The 25,052-nt window shown below is 57.4% G+C and carries 21 protein-coding genes; 16 read left to right on the top strand and 5 right to left on the bottom strand.

Annotated features, from left to right (window positions below):
- Window positions 1-2: 2 nt before the first annotated feature.
- Complete coding sequence (locus tag Q675_RS20620) at window positions 3-410, bottom strand: acyl-CoA thioesterase (RefSeq protein WP_014421347.1); 408 nt, start codon at window positions 408-410, stop codon at window positions 3-5.
- 88 nt (window positions 411-498) lie between these two features.
- Between Q675_RS20620 and Q675_RS20615 the strand changes: the two genes are divergently transcribed.
- From Q675_RS20615 to dinG, 5 genes are read left to right on the top strand one after another with little or no spacing between them, the layout of a single operon-like run.
- Window positions 499-1,281, top strand: a complete 783-nt coding sequence (locus Q675_RS20615) for a VacJ family lipoprotein (RefSeq protein ID WP_022991148.1) — start codon at window positions 499-501, stop codon at window positions 1,279-1,281.
- Window positions 1,282-1,304: 23 nt separating this feature from the next.
- Window positions 1,305-2,792: a DUF3336 domain-containing protein gene (locus tag Q675_RS20610; RefSeq protein WP_031210938.1), complete on the top strand. Its 1,488-nt coding sequence runs from the start codon at window positions 1,305-1,307 to the stop codon at window positions 2,790-2,792.
- 6 nt (window positions 2,793-2,798) lie between these two features.
- Window positions 2,799-4,487 carry an ExeA family protein gene (locus Q675_RS20605; RefSeq protein WP_023010343.1) on the top strand — a complete coding sequence of 563 codons (1,689 nt, stop codon included), beginning with the start codon at window positions 2,799-2,801 and terminating at the stop codon, window positions 4,485-4,487.
- Window positions 4,488-4,490: 3 nt separating this feature from the next.
- On the top strand, window positions 4,491-5,249 hold the full coding sequence (locus Q675_RS20600; protein ID WP_023010342.1) for a general secretion pathway protein GspB: 759 nt from the start codon (window positions 4,491-4,493) through the stop codon (window positions 5,247-5,249).
- Window positions 5,249-7,426, top strand: a complete 2,178-nt coding sequence (gene dinG / locus Q675_RS20595) for an ATP-dependent DNA helicase DinG (protein ID WP_011785070.1) — start codon at window positions 5,249-5,251, stop codon at window positions 7,424-7,426. Before Q675_RS20600 ends, dinG begins: the two co-directional genes overlap by 1 nt.
- A gap of 250 nt (window positions 7,427-7,676) precedes the next feature.
- Here the strand turns inward: dinG and Q675_RS20590 are convergent, their stop codons facing one another.
- Entirely contained in the window at window positions 7,677-10,427 is a 2,751-nt protein-coding gene (locus Q675_RS20590; protein WP_023010341.1) for a LuxR C-terminal-related transcriptional regulator, read from the bottom strand.
- A gap of 260 nt (window positions 10,428-10,687) precedes the next feature.
- On the opposite strand from Q675_RS20590, the gene cysB reads away from it, so the two are divergent.
- Complete coding sequence (gene cysB / locus Q675_RS20585) at window positions 10,688-11,665, top strand: HTH-type transcriptional regulator CysB (RefSeq protein WP_014421354.1); 978 nt, start codon at window positions 10,688-10,690, stop codon at window positions 11,663-11,665.
- A gap of 73 nt (window positions 11,666-11,738) precedes the next feature.
- On the opposite strand, the gene Q675_RS20580 is transcribed toward cysB, so the two are convergent.
- Entirely contained in the window at window positions 11,739-12,464 is a 726-nt protein-coding gene (locus Q675_RS20580) for a phosphoadenylyl-sulfate reductase (RefSeq protein ID WP_022991155.1), read from the bottom strand.
- 206 nt (window positions 12,465-12,670) lie between these two features.
- Between Q675_RS20580 and thrH the strand changes: the two genes are divergently transcribed.
- Window positions 12,671-13,285 (top strand): bifunctional phosphoserine phosphatase/homoserine phosphotransferase ThrH, encoded by a 615-nt coding sequence (gene thrH, locus Q675_RS20575; RefSeq protein ID WP_023010340.1) that lies wholly within the window; start codon window positions 12,671-12,673, stop codon window positions 13,283-13,285.
- 48 nt (window positions 13,286-13,333) lie between these two features.
- Here thrH and pabB read toward each other — a convergent pair whose 3' ends face one another.
- On the bottom strand, window positions 13,334-14,683 hold the full coding sequence (gene pabB / locus Q675_RS20570) for an aminodeoxychorismate synthase component I (protein WP_023010339.1): 1,350 nt from the start codon (window positions 14,681-14,683) through the stop codon (window positions 13,334-13,336).
- Between the two features lie 215 nt (window positions 14,684-14,898).
- Between pabB and Q675_RS20565 the strand changes: the two genes are divergently transcribed.
- On the top strand, window positions 14,899-15,447 hold the full coding sequence (locus Q675_RS20565) for a hypothetical protein (RefSeq protein ID WP_023010338.1): 549 nt from the start codon (window positions 14,899-14,901) through the stop codon (window positions 15,445-15,447).
- 159 nt (window positions 15,448-15,606) lie between these two features.
- A complete protein-coding gene (locus tag Q675_RS20560) occupies window positions 15,607-16,419 on the top strand; it encodes a DUF6160 family protein (protein ID WP_023010337.1) in 813 nt (270 codons plus the stop codon).
- Window positions 16,420-16,545: 126 nt separating this feature from the next.
- Here Q675_RS20560 and Q675_RS20555 read toward each other — a convergent pair whose 3' ends face one another.
- The gene (locus tag Q675_RS20555; RefSeq protein ID WP_014421359.1) at window positions 16,546-17,157 is read right to left on the bottom strand and encodes a hypothetical protein; all 612 of its coding nucleotides are present in this window, start codon (window positions 17,155-17,157) and stop codon (window positions 16,546-16,548) included.
- A gap of 254 nt (window positions 17,158-17,411) precedes the next feature.
- On the opposite strand from Q675_RS20555, the gene Q675_RS20550 reads away from it, so the two are divergent.
- From Q675_RS20550 to Q675_RS20520, 7 genes are all read left to right on the top strand, one after another.
- The gene (locus Q675_RS20550; RefSeq protein WP_031210936.1) at window positions 17,412-18,434 is read left to right on the top strand and encodes a DUF58 domain-containing protein; all 1,023 of its coding nucleotides are present in this window, start codon (window positions 17,412-17,414) and stop codon (window positions 18,432-18,434) included.
- The gene (locus Q675_RS20545; RefSeq protein WP_023010335.1) at window positions 18,431-20,521 is read left to right on the top strand and encodes a DUF3488 and DUF4129 domain-containing transglutaminase family protein; all 2,091 of its coding nucleotides are present in this window, start codon (window positions 18,431-18,433) and stop codon (window positions 20,519-20,521) included. The genes Q675_RS20550 and Q675_RS20545 overlap by 4 nt, the downstream gene beginning before the upstream one ends.
- Window positions 20,514-21,545: a DNA polymerase III subunit delta' gene (gene holB / locus Q675_RS20540; RefSeq protein ID WP_011785059.1), complete on the top strand. Its 1,032-nt coding sequence runs from the start codon at window positions 20,514-20,516 to the stop codon at window positions 21,543-21,545. Before Q675_RS20545 ends, holB begins: the two co-directional genes overlap by 8 nt.
- Before the next feature lie 65 nt (window positions 21,546-21,610).
- Window positions 21,611-21,961 carry a PilZ domain-containing protein gene (locus Q675_RS20535; RefSeq protein WP_008171779.1) on the top strand — a complete coding sequence of 117 codons (351 nt, stop codon included), beginning with the start codon at window positions 21,611-21,613 and terminating at the stop codon, window positions 21,959-21,961.
- 12 nt (window positions 21,962-21,973) lie between these two features.
- Window positions 21,974-22,894, top strand: a complete 921-nt coding sequence (locus Q675_RS20530) for an alpha/beta fold hydrolase (RefSeq protein ID WP_011785058.1) — start codon at window positions 21,974-21,976, stop codon at window positions 22,892-22,894.
- Window positions 22,887-23,795 (top strand): DUF4892 domain-containing protein, encoded by a 909-nt coding sequence (locus tag Q675_RS20525; protein ID WP_023010333.1) that lies wholly within the window; start codon window positions 22,887-22,889, stop codon window positions 23,793-23,795. Before Q675_RS20530 ends, Q675_RS20525 begins: the two co-directional genes overlap by 8 nt.
- 4 nt (window positions 23,796-23,799) lie before the next feature.
- On the top strand, window positions 23,800-25,008 hold the full coding sequence (locus tag Q675_RS20520; RefSeq protein WP_023010332.1) for a patatin-like phospholipase family protein: 1,209 nt from the start codon (window positions 23,800-23,802) through the stop codon (window positions 25,006-25,008).
- The last annotated feature ends 44 nt before the right edge of the window (window positions 25,009-25,052 follow it).

The following is a 25,052-nucleotide window of genomic DNA, read 5'->3' as shown; positions in this document are numbered from 1 at the left end:
GTTTATCTCGCTGCCAGCGCCCGCAAGGTGTCTGGCAGCGGGGTGGATTTGCGTGTCGCCCGGTCCGTCCAGACGATTTTCGCATAGCCTTCCGCGTAGATATCTCCGGTATCCTTGTCTTTCAACAGGTGGTAAGTGTCCAGGCTGGTATTTCCGGCTTTGTCCGCGTAAGTTTCCACCACCACATTGGCGGGGTGAGTCAGCTCCTTCAGGAATGTGGCGCTGGTCTTTATAATGACCGGCCCGGTGGCATCTTCGGCACCACCGAGTTCCAGTGAGGCAAGCCAGACAATCCGGGCTTCTTCAAAGAAACGAAAGTAAACTGTGTTATTGGCGTGGCCGTATGCATCCATATCACCCCATCGCAGTGCCATGGTGAGGGAGCTGACGGGATTTCCCGGTACTGACATCGGATTTCCTCCGGAAGGTTGAAAAATAATAATAAAGCGCCGGTATTGTTGACGAAACTGAACAGGTTAAACAACCCAAGAGAGCGACATGAAAGAGCGTAAGTCCCGGCGCTGGTCATCCTGGATGGTCATCGCAGTTTTCCCGGCCCTGGCGGTCTTTAATCCGGCCACGGCCCAGAATCTCCAGGAGCCCCCGGGTGAACAGACTATGCCGGTTGAAACCGGCGATCCCTATGAAAACTGGAACCGAAAGGTCTTCGCCTTTAATGATGCTATTGACCGGTGGTTTCTCCGGCCGGTAGCCAAGGGCTATCGCACCGTCACACCAGATCTGGTGGACCGGGGGATTACCAATTTTTTCAATAACCTGACCGAAATCCGTAACTTCACCAACAGCCTTCTGCAGCTGAAGGGTGAGTCTGCGGTTGTGGCGGTTGGCCGTTTTACCTACAACACGGTTTTCGGCCTTGGTGGTTTCTTTGATGTTGCCAACGCCTTCGAGCTGCCCGAGCGGCCGGAGGATTTCGGCCAGACCCTGGCAACCTGGGGAGTGGATTCCGGTCCTTACCTGATGCTGCCGTTGCTTGGGCCGTCCACGCCCCGGTATTTCACGGGTATGGCGGCGGACGGGTTCATGCTGCCTTCGGCGTGGGACTCGGTCGAGAATCCCGAATGGTATTACCTGCGAATGCTCCAGATTGTGGATAAGCGGGCAGACCTGATCCCGGCGGAGAATTTCATTTCCGGGGATCGGTACACGTTTATGCGCAATGCCTTCCTGCAGCGTCGTGAATTCCTGATTAACGATGGTAAGATCACCGAAGATCCTTTCGCGAGTGATGATGACGATCTGATGCTCGACGATTTCTGAGTGTACAAGCCGGGAGGCGACAGGTGATCAAGGACCCGAGAATAACCCGTTTCCGAAAAATGCTGGCGCAGGCCACGAATTATGAACAGTGGAAAGCGGCCGCACTGGAGCTGGATTTTCTTGAGGGCAATGCCGAATGGAAAGAGGATTTTGCCTCCGATCTTTACCATTACGAGCTGATCTATGATCGCCTGTCCAATCTCAAGCAGTATCGCCAACAGAATGATTTCGAGCGCCTGAAGCGCGCGCTCAGGGAAGGGTTGCATCACGACCTTGGCAACATGGGGAATCCGGCGCTGTACACCCGCTCCCGCGTCGGTACCAAACACCTAATTGAAGAATACATCACTCAGGTCTGTGAGTCGCTGGATTACCTGTGTGACCACCCGGTCCCTGGTTTCCCGGTGTATGACAAACTGCAGTTTTTCCGCGACACCCTGACAAGCTACGGGCGGCCCACCTTGCTGTTGAGTGGGGGCGCCAGCCTGGGCATGTTCCATTTCGGGGTTATCAAGGCGCTGTGGGAGAAAGGCCTGTTGCCGCAGGTGATTGCCGGCTCCAGCATCGGCGCCATTATCGCCGGCATTCTGGGGGTTCATACCGATGCTGAAATTCCTGAAATGCTGGTGCCTGAAAGCCATAACCTGAAAGCATGGAAATGGCGGGGGTTGTTAAGCGCCATGCGCGGAACCGGTCTGATGGACCAGGACACATTGCGCCGATGCCTGCGGGAGAATATTGGCGACTATACCTTTGAGGAAGCCTACCAGCGCACGGGGCGCAGTATTAATGTCAGTGTGTCTCCGGTGCAGGCGCATCAGAAAGCCCGCTTGCTGTGCGGTTACACGTCACCGTACCTGTTGGTGTGGAGTGCCGCCCTGGCCAGTGCCGCTGTACCGGGTATTTTCCCGCCAGTAACGCTGATGAAAAAAGATCTTAACGGTAATTCGCTGCCCTACATGCCGCGGCTCAAGTTTGTAGACGGCTCTGTTGTGAGCGATCTGCCTATTGAACGACTGATGCACCTTTATGATGTGAATTTCACCATTGTCAGCCAGACCAACCCTCACGTGGTGCCGTTTCTGACGGATCGTGGCCAGGATGAAAAACTGTCGCTGACCAATCTGCCGTCCCACTTGCTGAAATCCGAGATACAGTTCCACGGGCAAGGCGTATTCGATTACCTTCGAAAACGTGTTCGGCCAGAGATCCTGCGGCAGCTTTCCGGCCAGATGTATACCATTATGGCTCAGCGATACTCCGGCGATGTGACCATCGCACCAAACTATTCCCTGCGACATTTTCGGCGTATGCTTGCCAACCCGAGCCCTGAGTATGTTCGTGAGATGATTCTGGAAGGTGAGCGGGCGACCTGGCCCAAGATATCCATGATCCGCTCCCACGCACGGATCTCGAAAACCCTGGAGCGTTGCGTTCGCCGCCTGAAACAGCAAAACCGGCGCGCAGCGGAACTCAAACTGGTAAGCGGTGATACCCCGGCCAGGCCCTGAGGAACCATGTACTACGATTTCTTCGGCTTTCGTGAGCCGCCATTTTCAATCGCTCCCGACCCCCGATATCTCTACCTCAGCGATCGCCACAAGGAAGCACTGGCGCACCTGATGTACGGTGTGCAGGGGCAGGGCGGTTTCATTGTGATCACTGGCGAGGTGGGCACTGGTAAAACCACGGTTTGTCGCTGCTTCATAGAAAACGCGCCGGCACATGTGGATATTGCGTTGGTCCTGAATCCGCGCCTGTCCGCCAGGGAACTGTTGTCGTCCGTTTGTGATGAGCTGGAAATAGCGCATCAACCTGATGCCAGTATCAAAACCCTGGTCGACAGCATCAACCAGGATTTGTTGAAAGCCCACGCTGCGGGCCGGCACAAGGTTTTGATTATTGACGAGGCCCAGAACCTCTCCGCTGAGGTGCTCGAACAGCTGCGCTTGCTGACCAACCTGGAAACCTCGGAAAAGAAACTGCTGCAGATTGTTCTGCTTGGCCAGCCGGAATTGCAGGAGATCCTGGCTCTGCCGGAACTTCGCCAGCTTAATCAAAGGGTCACGGCACGCTACCACCTGGATGCAATAGACCGGCAGGAATTGCCTGCCTATCTGCAGTACCGGCTTAATGTTGCCGGTATGCGGGGTGATATTTTTACCCCCGGGGCGGTCCGTAGATTGTATCGGGAAAGTCAGGGCGTACCCCGGCTTATCAATCTGATCAGCGACCGGGCACTGCTCGGCGCCTATGCGGAGGGAGATCATCTGATCTCCGTCACCCACATTCGCAAAGCGGCAAAAGAGGTCAATGGCGGGCTGGCGATGGCCCCGGCCGGCGGGACGTTCCGAAGCCGGGGCAGTCATGTATGGTTGGTTGTCGCCTCGGTCATACTGGCCATCATTGGCACCTTGTGGCTGCTTGAATTTCCTGGCTCACCGACCCCGGCACTCGCCGAGCCCAAGGCAGAACGGTCCGTTGAAGGTGTGATTGAACGGGAGGCAGAGCCTGAGCCGAAAACGGTATCAGATTCTGACCAGCCGGTAATCGTGGCGCCGGAGCCAACAGCGCCGGGGTTCGTGTTTAACCAGCACACCCAGTCGTTGGCTGAGGCCTTCGGCGCTTTGTTTGATCTGTGGGGCAAGAATTATGAACCGTCGGCCAACCCGATCGCCTGTGATTACGCCGCAACGGTGGGGCTGGCCTGCCTGGAACGCCAGGGGAGTCGGAGAAGCCTGGAGTTTATCAATCGGCCGGCCATCCTTCAGTTAAGGGATGAACGCGGTCGTACCCGCCAGGTAGTTGTGGAACAGCTGGATGGTGAGCTGGCCATGATTGCGACGCCGGTGGGCAGCCAACAAGTGCCGTTTCGCGAGATTGAGGAATACTGGTACGGTGATTTCAGGGTACTTTGGCGAATTCCTGAATTCATGACCGGCGATGGTTTCTACGGCGATGACTCTGGCCAGCAGTTATGGATCGGTGCCCGGATGATGGAGCTGGCAGAGCGTCTGAGCAGTGGTGGGCAGGAGGCGGCCCGGGTGAAGCGTATGGAGATGACGGACCAGGTGCGCTGGTATCAGGAAAAACGTGGGCTCACTGTGGATGGTATTGCAGGCGCCATGACCATTATCCAGATGAACAACGATCTGGCCGAGAATATTCCACGTCTGGTTTCGTCGGTGATGGCCAGGAGCGGGTAGCGTATGTCGTATATTCTCGATGCGCTCCGAAAATCCGAAGCGGAGCGCCGACAGGGCAAAGCGCCTGATCTCGGACAACCGGTACAGATGGTATACCGCCCTAAACGTAAGCCGGTATCGGCCGTGGTGTGGATTGCACTGGCCTTGTTAGTGAACGCGGGTGTGCTTGCCTGGTTGTTCTGGCCGGAGCGTGACGCAAAGATCGTGACGGTGCAGGAGGCTCCTGCTGTAGCCCAGGAACAGTCCGAACCGGTACCCGATGTGCCGGCGGCTCAGCCTGAGCCTGAGCCGCTTCCAGAGACTGAAATAGCGGATCCGGTCCGGGTTTCCGGAGGGCAGGACCTGTCTCAGGCAAAAGGTACGGGCGTGGTCACTGAGGCAGGTGATGATGCCATGTCAGATGAGCCCGGCGTCAACCAGCAGTCCTGGGACGAACCTGTCGTCATTGTTCCAAGTCGGTCCGAAAGTGAGCCGTTGCCACAATCTGCCTTGACGGAACGGGTGCCGCAGGGCAGGGTGCCTCACCTTGTGGAACTACCCCTTTCTTTTCAGAAGAGTGTCCCTGATTTGACCTTTAACAGTCACATATTTGCATCCGATCCCTCTGCCAGTCGTGTCATGATCAATGGCCATTACCTGAGGCCGGGAGATGGCTTTGGGCCGCTGTTGGTAGAACGTATTACCGAAGACGGCGTGGTGCTCAGCAAGAACGGCCAGTTTTTCCGTGTAGGTACCGTACGTGACTGGGTGAGCCCGAGATAATGGCGCTGACAGAGGACGTTAAACAGCAGATTCAGCAAGCCTATCGGGATGTGTTGGCGGGCAAGGATATCCGTGCCCGTTATGGCCAGCGCTTGATGATTGCGGAGATTGCCCGGTATATGGGGGAAATCACCGATAACGATGGCCAGCGCACTTCCCCGCCGGCTACCTGCGTGGTGGAGGCTGGTACCGGTACAGGTAAAACGCTGGCCTACCTCATCGCCGCCATTCCGGTGGCGAAAGCCCTTGGCAAGACTCTGGTGATTTCCACCGCCACGGTGGCGCTTCAGGATCAAATCGTTCTGAAAGATCTGCCAGACCTGCGTAAACACAGCAAGCTGGATTTCAGCTGGACTCTTGCCAAAGGCCGTGGTCGTTACCTGTGTATGTCGCGACTGGAAGCGAGGCTGCACGATGAGGGCCATGGTGACAGCGATACCATGCCGTTGTTCCTGTTGGATCAGCCGGTAGACGACGAAGCCCGTAGCCGGGCCACCTTTGAAAACATGCTTGCCAGTTATGGTTCCCGGGACTGGGACGGCGACCGGGATCACTGGCCGGAACAGATTCCCGATGAAATCTGGCGTCAGGTGACGACTGATCATCGCCAGTGCACCAACCGGCACTGCGCCTACTTTGACAGTTGTGCGTTCTTTGATGCCCGCAAGGATCTGGACGATGCCGATGTGGTGGTGGCCAATCACGACCTGGTGCTGGCGGATCTGGCCCTGGGCGGTGGCGCCATTCTTCCGGAGCCGGAGAACGCGCTGTTCATCTTCGATGAAGCCCATCACCTGCCAGACAAGGCCCTGAACCATTTCGCCGCGTCAGTGCCGTTGAACTCCACCCGGCAATGGCTGAAACAGCTTTCCCAGGCGCTGGTCAAGATGCAGCCCTGGCTTCCAGCGGGCTCCCAGGCCGCCAAAGCGGTTGAAAAGATCAGTACCGCGGGCCGGGACCTGGACCTGGCTCTCACTCGCGTGTACGAAGAGGTTGAGCAGAATACCGGCTGGGAATTCAACGAAGAGCGCCGCAGTGCCCAGTGGCGGTATCCGGATGGTGCCTTGCCCGAGAAGCTGGCCGAACTGGCTGGGGAAACACGAATCGCCACGGCAGGGCTGTGTCGGCACCTCGGAACATTGGTCGATGAACTCCAGAGCGCATTCGATGAGCGCAAGGATCCCGAGCTGGACCGGGACACAGCAGATTCCTGGTATCCGGTAGTAGGTTCCTTTCATGCAAGGGCGGAAGATCAGCTGCGGTTGTGGATTGCCTGGAGCGAAGGTGTCGCCATCGTCAGTGATGAAGAGGAGCCGGTGGTCGAAGCTCCTGCCCGTAAAGGCCCACCGGCGGCAAGGTGGGCAGTGCGCCAGCGTTGGGACCATGCTGAAGACATTACCTTGTTCAGCTCGCCGGTACTGGCCGATAACCTGCTGTATTCGAGATTGTGGTCGAGGGCTTACGGAGCGGTACTTACCAGCGCCACGCTGACGGCGCTCGGGCGCTTTGATCGCCTTCGTTCACGGGCCGGATTGCCTGAGGCCAGCCGTTATCTGGTAGTGCCCAGTTCGTTCCGGTACGCCGAAATGGCGACGGTGGAAGTGCCGGCCATGGTCGCGATGCCTACCGACGATGGTTTCGCCGATGCCCTGGTTAAGCGTTTACCGGAGCTCTGGGCCGGAGAAAAGGCGACACTGGTGCTGTTTACGTCGCGCCGTCAGATGCAGCAGGTTCGTGATGCGCTGGCGCCTGAATACCCGGAACTGATCCTGACCCAGGACGATATGGCCAAGAATGAGGTGCTCAGGGTGCATTGCAGCCGGGTTGACGAAGGTAAGCCCAGTGTACTGTTTGGTGTGGCCAGTTTTGCAGAGGGCATTGACCTGCCGGGGCGCTATCTGCACCACGTGGTGATCACCCGATTGCCCTTTTCGGTACCGGATGACCCCATTGAAGCCAGTCTGGCCGAGTGGGTGACCCAGCGCGGAGGCAATCCCTTTATGGAAATCACGGTGCCGGACGCTTCTGTCAAACTGGTGCAGGCCGTTGGCCGCCTGCTGCGAACGGAACAGGACACGGGGCGGGTCACCATTCTGGACCGCAGGATTGTGGCTCGACGCTACGGGCAGTTGCTATTGGATGCACTCCCGCCGTTTCGCCGCATCATTGAACACTAGATTTCTCGCAAACCTGTAAACTGACCCATAAAAAAAGAGCCAGCCCGCAAGGGGTGGCTCTCATGGAAGGGGTTCTTAACGAACCCGGGCGTCGAAACAACGCGGAACAAGAAGTCTGAAGGCCTGAATTTCAGATTTCGAGGTAAGGCGTTAACCTCACCATGGTTAAATGATAGGGCTTAAAGGGGCGTAAACGGATCGTCCAAAGGGCGTAGTGACCAGGCTTAATTGGTGTCAAATGTGATGTCCATCACGTTTTCGCGACATCCTCCAGCAACCCCACCTCCCGTGCTTTCGCCAGCGCCTCGGTGCGCCGGCTCACGCCGAGCTTGCCGTACAGGTTCCTGATGTGCGCTTTTACGGTAGCCGGGGCAACGGACATGCGCTCAGCAATTTCTTTGTTGGCCAGCCCCTGGTGGATCAGCACGAGAACTTCCTGCTCACGCTGGCTCAACGGTTCCGCCAGAACATTTGCAGCCTCACCCCCCGAACGGGCAGTCTCGTTGGTACGACTGGTTTCCTGGGCACCATTGGAAGACGGTTCGCCAGGCTGCTCTGCAGCAAGTTCCCGCAGCATTGCGAGCAACTCCCGGTTCCACCGCCCCGGGGTTCGTAGTCTGGGAAAATCCAGTAGCATCTCCCGCAGTGCAGTGCTCTCTTCCGCGAACAGGCGCAGAAAGCCAGCGTTTTCGGCCCGGTCCAGTGCTTTCTCCAGCATGGCATCGGACTCGTCGGCACGGCCCTCGTGGGCGAGCGCCTCGGCGTACACCAGAAGAATCTCCACCAGATGCCGGTTGTGGGCGTTGCGTTCCGCCGTTGGAATCAGAGCGGACAGGGTGTCCTGGGCTTGCTGATATTCGCCCAGTGCATTCTGTACCCGGGCCAGGGCAATCTGGTTCTGCTCCCGGTTTAGCGGGTTGGTGGCTGGTTGATCCAGGGTGGGCTGCAAACAGGCGCGAGCTTTTTCGGCATGGCCGGAACTCAGGTAGCACCTTGCCAGCAACGCGGAAGCGGCCGGGGGCTCGAATACAATGTGTTCCCTCCGGCGCCGGCCGGTGGTCACGGCATCTTCCAGTGCCTCAACCGCCGTTTCCAGGTCACCCCGGGTAAAGGCGAGGTGTCCCCGTACGTACTGGATCACCACATGCTGGCCCGGTTCGGTACCCTTTCGTACATGATCGAGCAGGGGGGCCAGGTACCCGTCAGCGGTGCTGATCTGGTTTCGCTCGCGATAGATTTCTGTCAATGCACTGTTTTGCCAGCAGGAGATCAATCTCGGCTGGCTGGGGTCCGAATAGTGTTCGTCCACCCATTGTCGTACTCGCCCCGTCGTCTCAAGAGCAAGATCGGTATCGCCACGGTGGTATTGAATCCAGGCGAGCAGGCCGCCGGATGACAGAACCGTACTGGCTTTGCGCTCTACCTGGCCATAATGAACGGCAGACTCCAGAGCCTCCTCGGCGTCATTCAGTTCGCCCTTGCCGAAATAATCCAGGCCCAGGCCGTAATAGGTGACGGACTTCAGGGGAATGCTGATCTGATCAATGTCCTTCAGCACCTGCCGGGTAAGATCCGAGGCGTTTTTCTCATCGTTGCGGGTGCGGGCCAGGTAGGATCTCACCAGCGAAATCTCGCTGTGCAACGCCAGGGCGCCTTCCGCGTCAGGGTGTGAATCGGCGACACGGCGGTCCAGCAGATCCTCAACCTCCAGCAGAAGCGGGTCCAGACTTTCCACCCGGTTTGCGAAAAACAGCCCCCAGATCCTGAGCATCTGCAGTTGTGGGCTGTCCTGAATCTTGTGCGCAGGGATAGCATCCAGCCATTCAAGTACAGGAAGGTGATAGCCGCCATGAATCAGGTTGTTGCCGTGTTCCGCCAGAACCGCCGCCAGATGGTCTGTATCGTTGCGCCGGACAATCTGGACAATCCCTTCCTGGACATGGCCATGGCGCAGTAGCCAGTCAATGGCTCGGGATTGCAGTTCCGAGGCATGGGAGGGGGCGGCACTCTGGATTCGCTGTAACAGGGCTTCCCGAAACAGGTCGTGGTAACGGAACCACTCGTTGCTGTTGTCCAGCGGGATCAGAAAGAGATTCTGGGACAGAAGGCTGGACAGCTTTTCCTGACTGTCCTGGCGTTGCCTGACGGAATTGCACAAAGGGGCGCATAAGCGCGGACAACAAGCCGTTTCCAGCAGGAAGTCCGTCAGATCTTCGGGAAGCTGCTCAAGCACTTCTGTAAGGACATAATCGGAAATCAGTCGGCTGTCCGGTGAGCCCAGGGCCTGACCGGGCAGGACGGCTTCTTTCTTGCCGGCCAATGCTGAGAGCTGCATGGCGGCGACCCAGCCTTCGGTTTTACGGCATATCGACCGAATGTCGTCCTCGGACAGCTCCATGGCCATCGTACTGCAGAAGAATTCCTGACATTCCTCTTCGGAAAACGCCAGCAGACCGGGGTGGATGTCCTGAACCTGGCGGCGGACGCGCCAGCGGGCCAGTGGCAGCGGTGGCTCCGTTCGCGACGCCAGGGTCACCAGAATACCGGGTGGCAGATAGTCCAGAAACCACGCGAGCTGGCGGTGGAGGGTGTCGTTACTGATAACGTGGTAGTCATCCACCACCAGAGACCAGGCATTGCCATCTCCCGCGAGAACATTCAAAAGGCCGGTAATGGCGGGTGTGAGCTCGTCGTCGTCCTGCCTGGCCAACAGTTTCTTGCAGTCCTCCAGTCCGATCAGGCCGGCATGCTCGAAGGCGCCAATCACGTACTGCCAGAACTGCCTTGGCTTGTCGTCCTGCTCGTCCAGTGAGAGCCAGGCGGTGGGCATGCTGTTGCCGGCGCACCATTGGCTGGCCAGGGTGGTCTTGCCGTAACCCGCCGGTGCAATAACCAGATTCAGTCGTTTGCCGGATTCCGGTTGCAGCAGGGCGTCCAGCCGTTGACGTTGAACGGCTCTGGAATCGGGTGTTGGCCGGAGGAATTTGGTTGTCAGCAGCATGGCTTCCCGGGATCTGGGCACGTTTGATTAGCGATTGTGTGCTTTGTCACACACAAGTCAAGGGCTGTGTTGACGCAAGGTGTTGTCGGGCCAGCGAAACCAGAGATTTGGTCTACACTGAATACAGATTGCCTTGTATACCAAAAAAGAATGAAAAATTGATCCTTTATGCGTATTATCCGGTTATGAATCCACCAGCGTTCACGAGTTGAGCCTGAGGCACTGACTCAGGGCCGGAAATCCAGGGAGCGACAGAATTAATGAAATTACAACAGCTGCGTTATATCTGGGAAGTTGCGCACCACGACCTCAACGTGTCCGCCACCGCCCAGAGCCTGTTCACCTCACAGCCGGGCATCTCCAAACAGATTCGTTTGCTCGAAGACGAGCTGGGGCTTGAGGTGTTTGCCCGCAGCGGCAAACACCTGACCCGCATTACTCCGGGCGGCGAGATCATTATCCGGGAGGCGGGGGAGATCCTGCGTCGGGTGGAAGGCATCAAGAAGATTGCCCAGGAATTCAGCAATCAGCGCAAAGGCGACCTGAGCATCGCGACCACCCACACCCAGGCGCGTTATGCGCTGCCGCCGGTGATCCGGGGTTTTATCGAGGAATACCCGGATGTGTCCCTGCATATGCATCAGGGCACGCCGATGCAGATCTCAGAGATGGCCGCCAACGGTGCGGTGGACTTTGCCATCGCCACGGAAGGCATGGACCTGTTCAACGACCTGATCATGATGCCCTGCTATAAGTGGAATCGTTGCGTGATCGTTCCCAAGGATCATCCTCTGGCCAAGGGCCAGGAACTCACTCTGGAGGAACTGGCAGAGTACTCCCTGGTTACCTACGTGTTCGGGTTCACCGGGCGATCCAAGCTGGATGAGGCATTCCAGTCACGGGGGCTGACCCCGAAAGTGGTGTTCACTGCAGCTGATGCCGATGTCATTAAGACTTACGTGCGATTGGGGCTGGGGGTCGGCATTATTGCCAGTATGGCGTTCGATCCCAAGGTGGATACCGATCTCGTGGCGCTGGACGCCAGCAAGCTTTTCAGGCCCTCGGTCACCCGTATTGGCTTCCGCAAAGGCACCTTCCTGCGGGGCTATATGTATGACTTCATGGAACGGTTCGCGCCCCATCTCACCAAGGAAAAGGTGGATGAAGCCGTGGCCCACCAGGGTAGCCGTTCCGAGATTCAGGAGCTGTTCAAGGATATCGAGCTGCCAACCTACTGAGGTTGGGGCCAATGAAAAGCCCGCGGGCCGTTAAGGCGACGCGGGCTTTTTTGTGGGCACAGCTTCGGGCAGTTCAGCCAGACTTGCCGATCAGGTTGCCGGCATGCAGACCGCATTCCTTGTGGGTGGCTTCTTCCCACCACCAGCGTCCTTCGCGCTCGTGCTGACCAGGTAGCACCGGGCGGGTGCAGGGCTGGCATCCAATACTGACAAAGCCCTGCTCGTGTAACCGGTTATAGGGCGCCTCAGACATGCGGATGTAATCCCAGACTTCTTTGGAGCTCCAGTTTGCCAGCGGGTTAAATTTTACCAATGGCTTATCGTCGGTTGAGAAGGCGGTATCCAGCTGGACCACCGGCACCTCATTCCGGGTACCAGGGCTCTGATCCCGACGCTGGCCCGTGACCCAGGCATCAAGCGTGGCGAGCTTCCGGCGCAACGGGTTAACCTTGCGGATACCGCAGCACTCAGAATGACCATCTTCGTAAAAACTGAACAGGCCTTTGCGGTTGACCATGTCCTGAACTTCTTTGGCATCCGGGAACAGGACTTCAATATCGATGCCGTAGTGTTTGCGCACCCGATCGACAAACTCGTAGGTTTCCGGGTGCAGTCGGCCGGTATCCAGGGTAAACACCCTGAGATTGTCGGTCAGTTTGTGAGCCATTTCGATCAGCACGACGTCCTCGGCGCCACTGAACGAAATGGCAATGTTGCCATAGTGGGCGAGGGCGGCTTTCAGGATCGCCCTGGGGCTTTGACCATCCAGTTCGGCCCGGAGAGAGTCGATATCAGTCATAATCATCCAGTCTGTACCAATAACTTGTGTGGCTAGCTTAGCAGTAAACCTTTAATGCCCTGAAGGAATGAGGATCTATATCTTTATGCCATCAAAGATGGGTAACACCGGATACACGATGCATTTGGCCGCGCTTTTTCATATCATACGCCCACCAACCGGGGCGCAGTTGCCTCATCTTTTTATTTATCGTTCAGGAGACCGTTGTGGAACTCGCATGTCTTGACCTTGAGGGCGTACTCATCCCGGAAATCTGGATCGCCTTTGCAGAAAAAACCGGCATTGAAGAACTCAAGGCAACCACCCGGGATATCCCTGATTACGATGTCTTGATGAAGCAGCGCCTGCGTATTCTGGACCAGCACGGCTATGGGCTGCCGGAAATCCAGGAAGTCATCGGTACTCTGGACCCGCTGCCGGGCGCCCGAGAATTCATCGACTGGCTGCGTGAGCGTTTCCAGGTGGTGATTCTGTCGGATACCTTTTACGAGTTCGCCATGCCGCTGATGAAGAAGCTCGGCTATCCGGCGTTGTTGTGCCACAAACTGGAAGTGGCGGAGAGTGGCCAGATCACCAATTACCTGCTGCGTCAGCGGGATCCGAAACGCCAGTCTGTGCGTGCATTCCAGTTGTTGAACTACCGGGTGATTGCCGCTGGCGACTCTTACAACGATACCACCATGCTGGGCCAGGCAGAGGCGGGCATTCTGTTCCACGCGCCCCAGAACGTTATCGATGAGTTCCCGCAGTTCCCAGCGGTGCACAATTTTGACGATCTGAAACAGGAATTCCTGAAGGCGAGCGCGATTCACAGCGCCTGATCGTTCGAATCGCTGATCTGCGCCGCGGCTGTGCGGCTGTGGTGCAGATCAGAGCTTCAGCTTTTCCAGAAAGTCCATCAGTGGTTTGACCTTGGTGAGTGTCTCCTGATACTCGGCCTCCGGGTCCGAATCCGCCACAATGCCTCCGCCCCCCCAACAACGAATCGTACCGTTGGACTCACACAGCAGGGTTCGTATTGCGATGTTGCTGTCCAGCCGGCCATCAAGTCCGTAATAGAAGACAGAACCGCAATAGGGCCCTCGCCTGTGTGGTTCCAGTTCGCGAATAATTTCCATCGCCCGGATTTTTGGAGCGCCGGTGATGGAGCCGCCAGGAAAGGCATCAAACAACGCCTGAAGCGGGCTGATTCCTGGTTTTAAACTGGCCTTGATATGGCTGACCAGGTGATGGACATTGGCGTAGGATTCAAGGGCAAACAGCTGCTCAACCTGCACGCTTCCGGCCTCAGCATGGAGGCTGAGATCATTCCGCAACAGGTCCACAATCATCAGGTTCTCGGCGCGGTCTTTCTCGGATGCCTGAAGTTCATTTGCCAATTTGATATCGGATTCCGGCGAGGAGCCCCGGGGGCGTGTACCTTTGATGGGGCTGGTCTCGACTACACCCTGATCTATTTTCAGAAACCGCTCTGGCGATATGGAGAGAATCGAGTCGTCTCCGGCTCTCAGGAAGGCGCTGTAGGGCGTCGGGTTGGCTTCCGTGAGCTTCTCGAAGGCGAGCCATGGATGGCCGCAGAATTTGCCAGAGAATGCCTGGGACAGGTTGGCCTGATAACAATCGCCTGCTTCTATGTAGCGCTTGACGGCTTCGACACCCGATTTGAATTCTTCTGGCGTTTGTACGGGAGCGAACGGGGCTTCCATGTGCCAGTGCATCTGGCGGTTTGCCGGGGTCGACAGCCATTGTTCAATCTGATCCTGAATCGAAGCAGGGCATGCCGGGTGAATCCAGAGCCAGTAGCGACCGCTATTTCGGTTAAAACTTGCGGTCCAGAGATAGAGGCCGGCTTGCATTAACGGAACGGTGGAGGCGTCGTGCAGTTGAGCCAGCCGCCGTTCGCGGGCGTAGCCCAGCTCGTACCCCAGATAGCCGATCCAGCCACCAGTGAGATGACTCAGGCCGGCATCAAACTCTACCTGAAATGGTGCGGCAAGCTCTTCCATTTCCCGAGCGAGACTGGCGGTATCAATGGGGGCCGAACTGTCACCAGTCAGTTCCTGCGAGCACACGGCCATGGCCGAGAAGCTACATAAGGTGCCGCGACGGGGGCTATCGCCTGTGCTGCCCAGAAAGACGAAATCGGATGCCCGGCAGGCATGCATCAGAAGCTGGTGGTAGGTCGCCCGGGTAAGTTCCCGCGTTGTTGCCCGGCCCAAGGGTCCTCCGGAATCTTGCTGAAATGATAAACAGGCCACAAAAACAGCGTTGTAGCGTTTGCGGCGGCACTGATCTAATGAAATAGCGTCCTGTTCGGACGGGGAGAAAAAGCCGGTGGCTATTCTAACCGAGATGGCAGGGCACCCCCAGCATAAAAACAATGTAAAAGCCGTGCGCTCCTGTTGTGCGAGCTTTTGAGGAAAGTGGAGTAGGTATGACACAGCTAAAATCCCGTTTGATGACCTTTCTGATGTTTCTGGTTCCCCTGCTGATGGCACCCGGATACGCCAATGCCCAGCAGCCGTCTGAAACTGAAATCAAGGAGATGATTCAGGAGCAGTTTGAGCGGATGTACCAGAAGGGGGTCGATGACCTTGAAAACCGGATCGTGGTGACTGGCGGGGTAAAACCGTTTGCCGTGGTAACCGACACGGGAGACAAGACCAAAACGATTCGGATCAAGCAGATTGAGGAAATGCCGGCGGATGTTGCCCTTGAGGTACTCCGGCGTTCGCTCGTTGCACTGGTAAAGAAAGGCAAGATCGGCGCGACCGCAGTGTTCTACACAACGGCCAATCCCAATAAAGAGTCGGAGGCGGACCGGGTACTGGTGGTCGAGATGGAGCATATCTTCGGACCAACGCTGGCCCAACTGGTGCCTTTCACCATTGATGAAGGCAAAGCGCTTTTTGGCGAGCAGGTTGTTGTGGAGATGGAGAACAGGATCTTCAACATCAATGTGGATGAGGAGCCGGCTGAATAGTGTTTTTGTGTCCGACAATCCAAGTATCGATTACGTGAAGGTGGTCACGGAACATTCAGTTACCTCTGCAGTACTCTGTAGCCGTGCAGATACAAAAGTACACCAAACAGTCTGCACGAGATGGAAATAACAACAAACTGTTCCAATTAGGAGAACGTTATGAAAGGCCTGAAAAAAATCGCACTGGCAACGGCCGTTGCTGCAGCTCCTTTTGCCGCTCAAGCTGATCTGAAAGCGCTTGACGACACCACCATGGGTAACGTGACCGGTCAGGCCGGTGTGACCATCGAACTGGAAACCGAAGTTTCCATCGGTGAGTTCCGCTACACTGACGAAGGTTACCTGGCAGTTAACGACATCTCCATCGGTGGCGGCTCCGTTGAGCGTGATGCCAACGGCGCGGTAACTGGCGTATCCGGCATGCTGGATGACCTGCTGATTGACATCGATGTTGAAGCAGACGGCGATGCCGTGATTGATGTTCACAGCATCTCTGGCGCTCCGATCGACTTCGCCGTGGCTGTTGGCTCTGCCTCTCTGAACGCTACTGACGGCAGCGGCGACTCCACTCTTCTTGCCAGCAACATCGGCATTGAGGGTAACCTCGCCCAGTTGAACATTCGCGTGGATACTGCGACTGATGACCTGATCATGAACGTTGGCTTCAACGTGACTGATATGGATATGGATGTGGACTTCCTGGGTGTGAATGTTCGCGACTTGACCGTAATGGGTGCGGCTTTCTATGAAGGCGATCCCGGTGCTCAGGGCATGTTTGCTTTCGCCCAGCTGACTGTTGGCAAGGGCACATCTGCTGCCACTGGTGGCGACGCTCTGGAAATCACCATTCCTTCCTTCGTAGCTGACATCGGTGTTGGCGCTGTTGAGATCGGTGGTGAGTCTATCGGTTCCTTCCGCATGGACAACCTGGCTGTGACCAACACCACCATGAAGGTTTATGGTCACCAGTAAGTTGACCTGACACCTTAACGTGGTGATAGCGCCCCGCACTGCGGGGCGTTTTTTTGTCTGACCGAATCAGCAGAAAAAAAACGGCGACCGTTCTGGTCGCCGCTTTTCGTTTCAGGGGTTGGGTAATTATTGGTCGGGCACCTGAATGGAAAGGTCAAACCCTCCGCCCGGACGGGGAGTCAATGTAATGGGGCCTTCGTTGATCGCTTCGGGGATCTGGATCTGATCGATGCCCGGAGGATTACCGATACTGAAATTCAGATTCTGGCCATCGAAGCCAATGCCCAACTGATCATTCAGGAACGTCTGGGTGAAGGGCTCATCCGGAATTTCCGGTTGCTGACCAAAGATAATGGGCAGTGTCCTCGGGGTAAAGTCCGCCGGAGGCTGTGCTCTGGCCAGTTCGTCGACCGGAAGCAGCAGGGCTCTGCGCAGGAACTCCTCTTCGGCATCGGAGAGCGCATCTTTCTTGCCCTCATCAAGATAACGCCGAAGAGCTTCCCGATACGCTTCCTCTTCAGCTTCGCTCAGAACGGGCTCACCTGGCGAGATGGTAAGGGCACGGATAATCTTTTCACGATCCGCTTCGGACTTCTGTTGCTGGCGTGGGACAATAATAACGGCGGAATCCTCCACGTAGGTTTCTACCATCTCGTCGGAGGTCATGGTTTGTACGCCGGCCCAGGCCGGTGTGAATGTGGTGGCCGTGATCGCGGCTGCAAGCAGTGTGCGACGCATTTGTGAATGCCTCATGCTGAATCGGTTCAAAAGAGGCGCTGCTGAGTGTACTGCTTCAGCCAATACGCTTCATACTATCACTTTTCAGTATTCGGTTTGTCCGACAGTTTTTCAACCGTAAAGTGCCTGGTGTGTGATCAGAATCCGGTGCTCGAGGGTAAATAGTTAAGGAACCATTATGTTTATGGTTTTATGTCCGGATTACTTGCAACCACATTCCATGAACTTTTGGGCCTGAACCCAGTCGCAGGAGCATGATGCGAAACTCTTTAAACGCCCGTTGGCGACGATGGATCAATCGCCGAATCCCGAGAGCAGACAGCCAGACCCTCAGCCAGAAGAACATCTTCATTCTGCCCACCGCGGCCGGCGTGGTGTACGGCTTGTTGCTGCTGGTCATGCTGATTACCGGAATCAATTACCAGAACAGCCTTATCTATCTGCTTACGTTTATTCTCGGCGCCTTGTTTGTGGGAGCCATGCACCAGACCCACAGAAATCTGTCCGGTCTTTCTGTTGCCCTGGTCCGTCCCGGTGAAGGTCGGGCGGGTGATGACATTCCGTTTGTGCTGCGGGTGACTGCAGGGAAGGATTCAGGCCTTGGCCTGAGCCTGTCGGTTGAGGATTCATCGGTTGAGAGCGTGCATGTGTCGCCGGGTGAATCCCGGGACGTGGTGCTGCCAGTGCCGTCTGCCCATCGCGGCTATCTTCGTCCGGATCGGATCCGTATCGAAACCCGTTTTCCGTTCGGGCTGTTAAAGGCCTGGTCCTGGTTGCGTCCTTTGTCTGCCGGAGTGGCCTTTCCCAGGCCTTTAGCGGCACCCGATGCTGCCGGAACCGTGCAGGATAGTAGCGAAGCCGCGTCGTCTGCGCCTGTGGCCGGCCAGGACAATGCCGACCTTCGTCCCTGGCGTGAAGGCGATATGAGTCAGCGGGTCATGTGGAAGCGCTTTGCCCGTACAGGCCAGATGATTGTGGCCGACTGGCAGGGCGAGCAGGGCAGCCCGCACTGGCTGGATTTCCAGGCTTTTCCCGGCGTTGATGCCGAGTTGCGGCTGAGTTATCTGGCCTGGATGGTGGCAGATCGGGTTCAGAAAAACGCAAGGTTCGGTCTCAGTTTGCCCGGCGATACCATTGAGCCGGACACTGGTTCACTGCATGGAGAGCGTTGTCTGCGCGCGCTAGCGGTGTGGGGCGAGCAACCGCCGAGGGATCCAGATGGTCAGCCTTTTGGTACCCGTCAGGCCGAGAATGCGAAAGCGGGAGTATCTGGATGAGATCGACCATAGCCAGAGTTTTCTCCGCAAAAACGGCAGAACAGGCGCCCATCGAAGCCATCCCCGGTAACGCGCTTTTGTGGTTGATTGCCAGTTTTGCACTGCTCCTGGTTCCCCAATGGGATCGCCTGCCCTGGTGGCTCATCGCGGCCTGTGCTGTGCTGGCAAGCTGGCGCTGGTTGGCACAAAAGGGCCGGGTGAGACTGCCAGGGCGGCTGCTGCGCACAGGAATCATGGTGACTTTGATTGGTGTTTATGCGGCCACCGTTCAGGGGCGATTCACCGTGGATACCGCCGCGTCGTTCTTTGTGTTGGCCGTTGGGTTGAAATGGCTCGAAACCCGGTCCGCCAGGGATTTCTATGTGCTGTTTTTTATTCAGGTTTATCTTGCGGCCGTGAACTTCCTGTTCAAACAGGACATTGCCTGGGCATTGCTGACGTTCGCCGCCATTGGGTGCCTGATGGTGGGCCTTCAGATTCTCAATGCACCGGATCTACCCGGCAGCCTGAGGGCTGGCTGGAAGCGCCTGGGTTTGCTGCTACTGAAAACCCTGCCAGTGGTTGTCCTGCTGTTTGTCTTTTTCCCACGGATGGCGCCACTCTGGAGTGTTCCGTTGGTGTCCGGCCAGGCCCGCAGCGGGATTTCGGATACCATGCGACCAGGCGATATTTCCAATCTGGCCCAGAGTAGTGAAAGGGCGTTCCGGGTAACCTTCGGGGGCGAGTCGCCACCATATCGGGAACGTTACTGGCGGGGTCTGATTCTCGATTATCTGGATGATGAGACCTGGCGCCAGAGCGACCCCGACGGTTTCCGACGGCCAGCCAGGGTAGACAACGACGGTGGTGTCGGGCCGTTGCGAAGTAATGAATACGATATCCTGCTGGAGCCAACAGACCAGCGGTGGGCGTTTGCTCTGGAGAACTCGGTAGCCGTCTCGGGCAACGTGGTAAGTACGCCGGAGGATTTGTTCCGCTTTCAGCGCCCCGCCGACAGCCCGGTGCGTTATCGCCTGGCCCGGGTTTCCGCTGTGCCAGCGCCGGCTGAAGCCCTTTCCCCGGCAGAAACTCGGCGCTATCTCCAGCTTCCTCCATCCGGGAACCCCCGGGCCCGGGAGCTGGCACGAAAACTGTCTCAAGATCTGTCCCATTGGGAAGTCGTCAACACGTTGCTCCGGCGTTTTCGGGAGCAAGCCTATTTCTATACGTTGCGCCCGCCCACCATGCCAGACGACGGTATTGATGCGCTGTTGTTTGATGAAAAACGGGGCTTTTGTGCTCACTATGCCGGTGCGGCGACCTTTGTCTTCCGGGCCGCCGGGATTCCTGCCCGAATTGTGGTCGGCTATCAGGGCGGCGACGCCGGGGCGGGCGGAGATTACCTCATTGTCCGTCAGTACGATGCCCACGCCTGGGTGGAGGTGTGGCTGGAAGGCCAGGGCTGGGTGAGGGTGGACCCGACAGCTGCCATTGCGCCAAGCAGGATTGAATCCGGATTGCGGGATGCGGTGGCCGATGAGGGCTCGTTCCTGGAAAATGATTTGACCTCGCCGCAGCGCTACGGTGATGTCGCGATCCTGCAATGGGCGTCGCTCCAGCTCGATCGCATCAATTATCACTGGCAGCGATGGGTGGTAGGTTACCAGGGGCAGAGTCAGATGGATCTGATGTCCCGGTTGCCGGGCAATTTCGGGCTCAAGGAACTTGGCTACCTGACGGCCGGAGTGGTTGGCTTCACCCTGCTGATCGCAGGTGTTGTCTCGGCTCTTTCGATTCGCCGCGGCGCCCGCAAGGATGCATTCGGTCGGGTGGTGTTGGCCTGGCATCGGCTGTGCGAACAGGTTGGCGTGCCGGTCCGTACCGGTGAAACCCCTGCGACGCTGGCAGAACGCCTGGCTAATGCGCGCCCGGAGGTTGAATCTTCGGTCCGTCTCTTTGCCCGGGCGGTAAACAGCCATTACTATACGGCCTCAACACAGGAAGCTTCCGCGCACGAAGCGCGCAGGCTTACCCGGCTATTGAAAACGATGAAACGACAGCTCCGTCGTAAACCTGAACCCGCTTCACGGACGTTCCGACATGACTGATATCGCGAAGGACATGCCCTGGCTCGGCCGCGCCTGGAGCACGGTGCAGCAACGTCTGGCCCAGGATCGGTTGCCTCACGCGCTGCTGGTCGTTGGTGAGCAGGGCGTCGGGAAAAGGGCGTGGGCAGAAGCCGTCGCTGGGCTGCTGTTGTGCGACCAGCAGGTCGGCCTCGACGACGGAGCACCGATTGCGTGCGGTCAGTGTCGTCAGTGTCAGTTGATCGCGGCGAACAGCCATCCTGATGTCCGGGTGTATTCACCGGAAAAGTCCCGGATGGTGAAAGTGGATCAGATCCGCGCGCTCTCGACGTTTGCCGTGGCCTCGCCACAGGTTGCACACCGCAAGGTGGCCATAGTCGACCGGGCGGATCAGCTCAACATCAACGCCGCCAACGCATTGCTGAAAACCCTGGAAGAGCCTTTGCCGGATGTGACCCTGTTGCTGCTCCAGGAATCCGGGCGGCCGGTACTTCCCACCATACGATCCCGCTGCCAGGCCCTGACCATACCGTTACCTGATGCCGAGGATGCCGGGCGATGGCTGTCTGCCCGGGTATCCGAGTTGGAGGAATCCATCCGCCCGTCGCCGGACACTCTGGCCAAAAGCCTGATGCTGGCGGGTAATGCTCCCAGGCTGGCGCTGGAGTATGCCACTGGCGAGTTTCTTGCGCAGAGGGATGAGGCCTTCGAGGCATTTCGACAGTTCATGAAAGGCCAGATGACGGTAGGGGACGCCGCCCGCCGCTTCAAAACGCTGGGACTGGACGATACATTATGGCTGTTTGAAAGCTGGGCCGCGGACCTGGCCCGGTGCAGTGCCGGGGGCGAAGTTCAGGACCCGGAGGCAGCAGACATGTTGGGCTATCTGGCCAGAGCCAACCCGCCGTGGCGCGCTCATCAATTGATGGAGCGGGTTCGGGAAAGCCGGAGTGCGGGCATATATAACGCAAGCCCGGAGCTTGAGGCCACTCAGCTTCTACTGGCCTGGCGGGAGTTGATGCCCCGGAAGCGGCAGACAACGTGAGCGTTGTTCAGGATCAACTGCTATCATTGCGAAATATCAGTAAATTTGCGTAAAAGGTATTTGATATGGGGCCCGGATTCGGAGCACGCAGCGGTATTCTAACCCTGACGATCAAGGACAAGGCGGTTCTCTATGCGGCGTACATGCCCTATATCCGCCAGGGAGGCCTGTTTATTCCTACCCAGAAGCAATATCAGCTGGGCGATGAGGTGTTTCTGCTGCTCAACCTGATGGATGAGCCGGAGAAAATCCCGGTGGCTGGCAAGGTGATCTGGATTACCCCCAAGGGTGCTCAGGGAAACCGGGCCGCAGGCATTGGCGTGCAGTTCAATGGCGATGACGAAACTGCCCGCACCAAGATTGAATCCTACCTGGCCGGCTCGCTGAGTTCCGATCGTCCCACCCACACCATGTAAGGCCGCTACTGAATGACGGAGACCTCGTTGCCCGGTAGCGTTCCAGAACCACAGGCCGGCTGCCATGAAATGCACTGGCCCCTGGATAACATAACTCTTTCGGGTCTGACCTGGCCGAGCTCCAGCGAGGAAAGCTCACGACCACCGGCTATCCTTCTGCACGGCTGGCTCGACAATGCCATGTCTTTTGCCCGACTGGCGCCGTTGTTGGCCGAGAGCACCACGATACATGCGGTGGATATGGCAGGGCACGGACACTCGGGCCATCGGCCACCGGGTTACAGCTATTGGCTGATGGACTACGTCGGGGATCTATCCGAACTGGTGGAACGGCATTTTCCTGAAAGCGAACGTTACCCTCTGGATCTTGTGGGGCATTCTCTCGGCGGGATTGTCTGCGCACTATACGCCGCCGCATTCCCGGAACGGGTGCGCAGACTGGTGATGATTGACAGTCTGGGCGCGCTCAGTCGGCCAGCACGTGAGACGATCCCCCAGTTGCGGCGGGCATTGCAGAAACGCAGGGCTGGTTCGGCTGCTCCGGCGGTCTATCCGGATATTCAGAGCGCGGCCCGAATCCGTGAGGGCGGGCTGAGCCCCCTGAGCCCCGAGGCGGCAAGAACGCTGGTGCCCAGAAACATGCGCACGGAAACTGGCGGGTTTATATGGCGCACGGATGCCCGTTTACGCCACCCGACACCGCTGATGATGACCGAAGAACAGGTGAGGGCGTCTTTGTCTGCCATCCAGACACCCACTTTATTCGTAAGGGCAGAAGAAGGGTTGCTGGTTTCCCGCGGCGGGCTCGATAGTCGTGCCGATCTGGTCCCCAACCTTGAAACAGTCGATGTGCCTGGTGGGCATCATTGTCATCTTGACGGGGAGGTGACTCCCGTTGCCGAAGCGATTAACAGGTTTCTCTTACATGATTGATCGTGGTAATTCCTCGATGGTCGGTGCGCTGGCCGGCCTTGTATGGTTATGTTTTACCATTCCTGCAATGGCTGCGTGGCCTGAAGACGCGCCAGCCCCTTTTCCGCAGTCAACGCTTGAATCCACGGTCGAGATACAGTCTGCTGGCCATCTGGTGCTTTTTAGTCCGGTTCGGGAAATCCGTGATGAAATCCGCTCCGAGACCATGGCTCGTTTGCCGGTGCAGGGGCAGGGCCAGCTGTTTGAAATCTCCAGGGATGCGAATCGTCAGGCTGCGCGGGCCCATTACTACCAGAAATTGTCTGCCGGTGGTGCGAAAATTCTATTTGAGTGTGCCGGCATCGCCTGTGGCCGCAGTAATGTCTGGGCCAACCAGATTTTCCAGCAATCCCGCCTTCTGGGGCGGGACGCCACTCAGGATTACCTGGTTGCCGCCACAACGGCAGAGGACGGACAGCAGTGGTTGACCCTTGTCTACACCGTGACAAGAGGCAACCTGAGAGAGTATGTCTGGGTTGAGCATCTGAATGTTGGTTTCGGTGCGGCCATTCCCGGGTATACCATTGGAGTTGGCCCGATTCAGGGGCCTTTGGTGATCCCCTGGTCCGGCGGAGTGACGTTTCGTTTTGAGTGGTCAGCGGATGATCGGCGAACCCTGAATGACTGGGCTGGCGATGATGCGGAAGTGGTGCTGGCCTCGTTCACCGATCTCGAGCAGGATGAGCCGCTCGAAGCGGCTTTGGAGCGTTCCCGCGCTGCGGCCGAAAGCCTGGCCGCGCTGCTGGGCAAGACGGGTATTTCGCTGAGTCAGATACGCATTGTTCCGGTTGGGCCGGCCGTCCCGATGAATGACCCGACTCGGCAGGGTAACCGGGTTGAGGTGCTGGTTATCAAGAGGTAAGGAAATGGCAGAAAAGGATAGCCCGGAAAAGGAAGCGTCCGGCAGAACCGCAGCCGCGCAGGACGGCGTCACGTCGGTAGTGACCAGTTCTGGTATTTCTGCGGCGTCAGCGCCGGCCAGTACCGAGCGCATGGAGCCATTGCCTGGTAAGGGCAAAACCGTTGCACTCACCCTTGGTAGCGGCGGCGCCCGTGGCTATGCCCACATCGGTGCGATTGAAGTCCTTCAGGAGCGTGGTTACGAGATCGTTGCCATCTCCGGCTGCTCCATGGGCGCCCTGATCGGTGGCATGTACGGTGCCGGTAAGATGAAAGACTACAAGGACTGGGTGACCGGGCTCGGCCAGTTTGATGTCTTGCGATTGCTGGATGTGACCTTCACTTCTGTCGGCGCTATTCGTGGAGAAAAAGTCTTTTCTGTGGTTCGGGATATTCTGGGCGATACGCGTATTGAGGATCTGCCCATTGCTTACACCGCCGTAGCAACAGATCTTCTGGCCCATAAGGAAATCTGGTTTCAGGAAGGCCCGCTGGACCAGGCTATCCGCGCCTCCATTGCCATACCCAGCGTGGTGACGCCTCTGGTGCTCAACGGCCGGGTACTGGTGGATGGCGCACTGCTCAATCCATTGCCTATTATTCCCACCATCTCAGCCCATGCAGATCTGGTGATGGCCGTTAACCTGAGCGGTGAGGATGATCAACAAAGGCGCATTCCAGACGCTGCGTTTGCTCCGGAAGAAACCAGTAGCGATATGGATGAATGGGTCGATGCCATTCGCGAAAAGGCGTCCCGCTGGTTTGATTGGGATACCCTGAAAACCTTGGGTTCACGAAAATCCGAGAGCGGCGAGTCGCCGGAACAGAAAATAAGCCGGGAAATGGCAAAAAAGACGGCGCCCGAGAAAAAGCGTGAAGACGAATCGGGGCGGTCCAGACATCGTGACGAGCACGAGACCATCGACTGGGACAAGCTGGGCATTGGCAAATTCGATGTAATGAACCTGACCATCGAGACCATGCAAAGCGCGTTAGTGCAGTACAAGATTGCCGGCTACCCACCGGATCTGTTGGTTAACATTCCCAAGAATGCCTGCAGAAGTTACGACTATCACAAAGCCCCGGAGCTGATACAACTGGGCCGGGAGCGAATGTTGGCCGCTCTGGACCGGTTTGAACAAAGCCGCAGCAGCTCCGGCCCGTTGGCTCTCTGAGCCACAAGAGCTGCAGCCCGCGCCGCAATGCGCGTATAATGCCG

Origin of the sequence: Marinobacter sp. EN3 (assembly GCF_000475315.1) — a bacterium.
Lineage (GTDB): Bacteria > Pseudomonadota > Gammaproteobacteria > Pseudomonadales > Oleiphilaceae > Marinobacter > Marinobacter nauticus.
This window is presented reverse-complemented; position numbering and strand designations above follow the sequence as displayed.

What these genes read in the sequence shown, in the direction of transcription:
- Q675_RS20620 (WP_014421347.1), bottom strand. Translation starts at nt 410, where the DNA reads ATGTCAGTACCGGGAAATCCCGTCAGCTCCCTCACCATGGCACTGCGA.
- Q675_RS20615 (WP_022991148.1), top strand. Translation starts at nt 499, where the DNA reads ATGAAAGAGCGTAAGTCCCGGCGCTGGTCATCCTGGATGGTCATCGCA.
- Q675_RS20605 (WP_023010343.1), top strand. Translation starts at nt 2,799, where the DNA reads ATGTACTACGATTTCTTCGGCTTTCGTGAGCCGCCATTTTCAATCGCT.
- Q675_RS20600 (WP_023010342.1), top strand. Translation starts at nt 4,491, where the DNA reads ATGTCGTATATTCTCGATGCGCTCCGAAAATCCGAAGCGGAGCGCCGA.
- dinG (WP_011785070.1), top strand. Translation starts at nt 5,249, where the DNA reads ATGGCGCTGACAGAGGACGTTAAACAGCAGATTCAGCAAGCCTATCGG.
- Q675_RS20590 (WP_023010341.1), bottom strand. Translation starts at nt 10,427, where the DNA reads ATGCTGCTGACAACCAAATTCCTCCGGCCAACACCCGATTCCAGAGCC.
- cysB (WP_014421354.1), top strand. Translation starts at nt 10,688, where the DNA reads ATGAAATTACAACAGCTGCGTTATATCTGGGAAGTTGCGCACCACGAC.
- Q675_RS20580 (WP_022991155.1), bottom strand. Translation starts at nt 12,464, where the DNA reads ATGACTGATATCGACTCTCTCCGGGCCGAACTGGATGGTCAAAGCCCC.
- Q675_RS20565 (WP_023010338.1), top strand. Translation starts at nt 14,899, where the DNA reads ATGACACAGCTAAAATCCCGTTTGATGACCTTTCTGATGTTTCTGGTT.
- Q675_RS20560 (WP_023010337.1), top strand. Translation starts at nt 15,607, where the DNA reads ATGAAAGGCCTGAAAAAAATCGCACTGGCAACGGCCGTTGCTGCAGCT.
- Q675_RS20555 (WP_014421359.1), bottom strand. Translation starts at nt 17,157, where the DNA reads ATGCGTCGCACACTGCTTGCAGCCGCGATCACGGCCACCACATTCACA.
- Q675_RS20550 (WP_031210936.1), top strand. Translation starts at nt 17,412, where the DNA reads ATGATGCGAAACTCTTTAAACGCCCGTTGGCGACGATGGATCAATCGC.
- Q675_RS20545 (WP_023010335.1), top strand. Translation starts at nt 18,431, where the DNA reads ATGAGATCGACCATAGCCAGAGTTTTCTCCGCAAAAACGGCAGAACAG.
- holB (WP_011785059.1), top strand. Translation starts at nt 20,514, where the DNA reads ATGACTGATATCGCGAAGGACATGCCCTGGCTCGGCCGCGCCTGGAGC.
- Q675_RS20535 (WP_008171779.1), top strand. Translation starts at nt 21,611, where the DNA reads ATGGGGCCCGGATTCGGAGCACGCAGCGGTATTCTAACCCTGACGATC.
- Q675_RS20530 (WP_011785058.1), top strand. Translation starts at nt 21,974, where the DNA reads ATGACGGAGACCTCGTTGCCCGGTAGCGTTCCAGAACCACAGGCCGGC.
- Q675_RS20525 (WP_023010333.1), top strand. Translation starts at nt 22,887, where the DNA reads ATGATTGATCGTGGTAATTCCTCGATGGTCGGTGCGCTGGCCGGCCTT.
- Q675_RS20520 (WP_023010332.1), top strand. Translation starts at nt 23,800, where the DNA reads ATGGCAGAAAAGGATAGCCCGGAAAAGGAAGCGTCCGGCAGAACCGCA.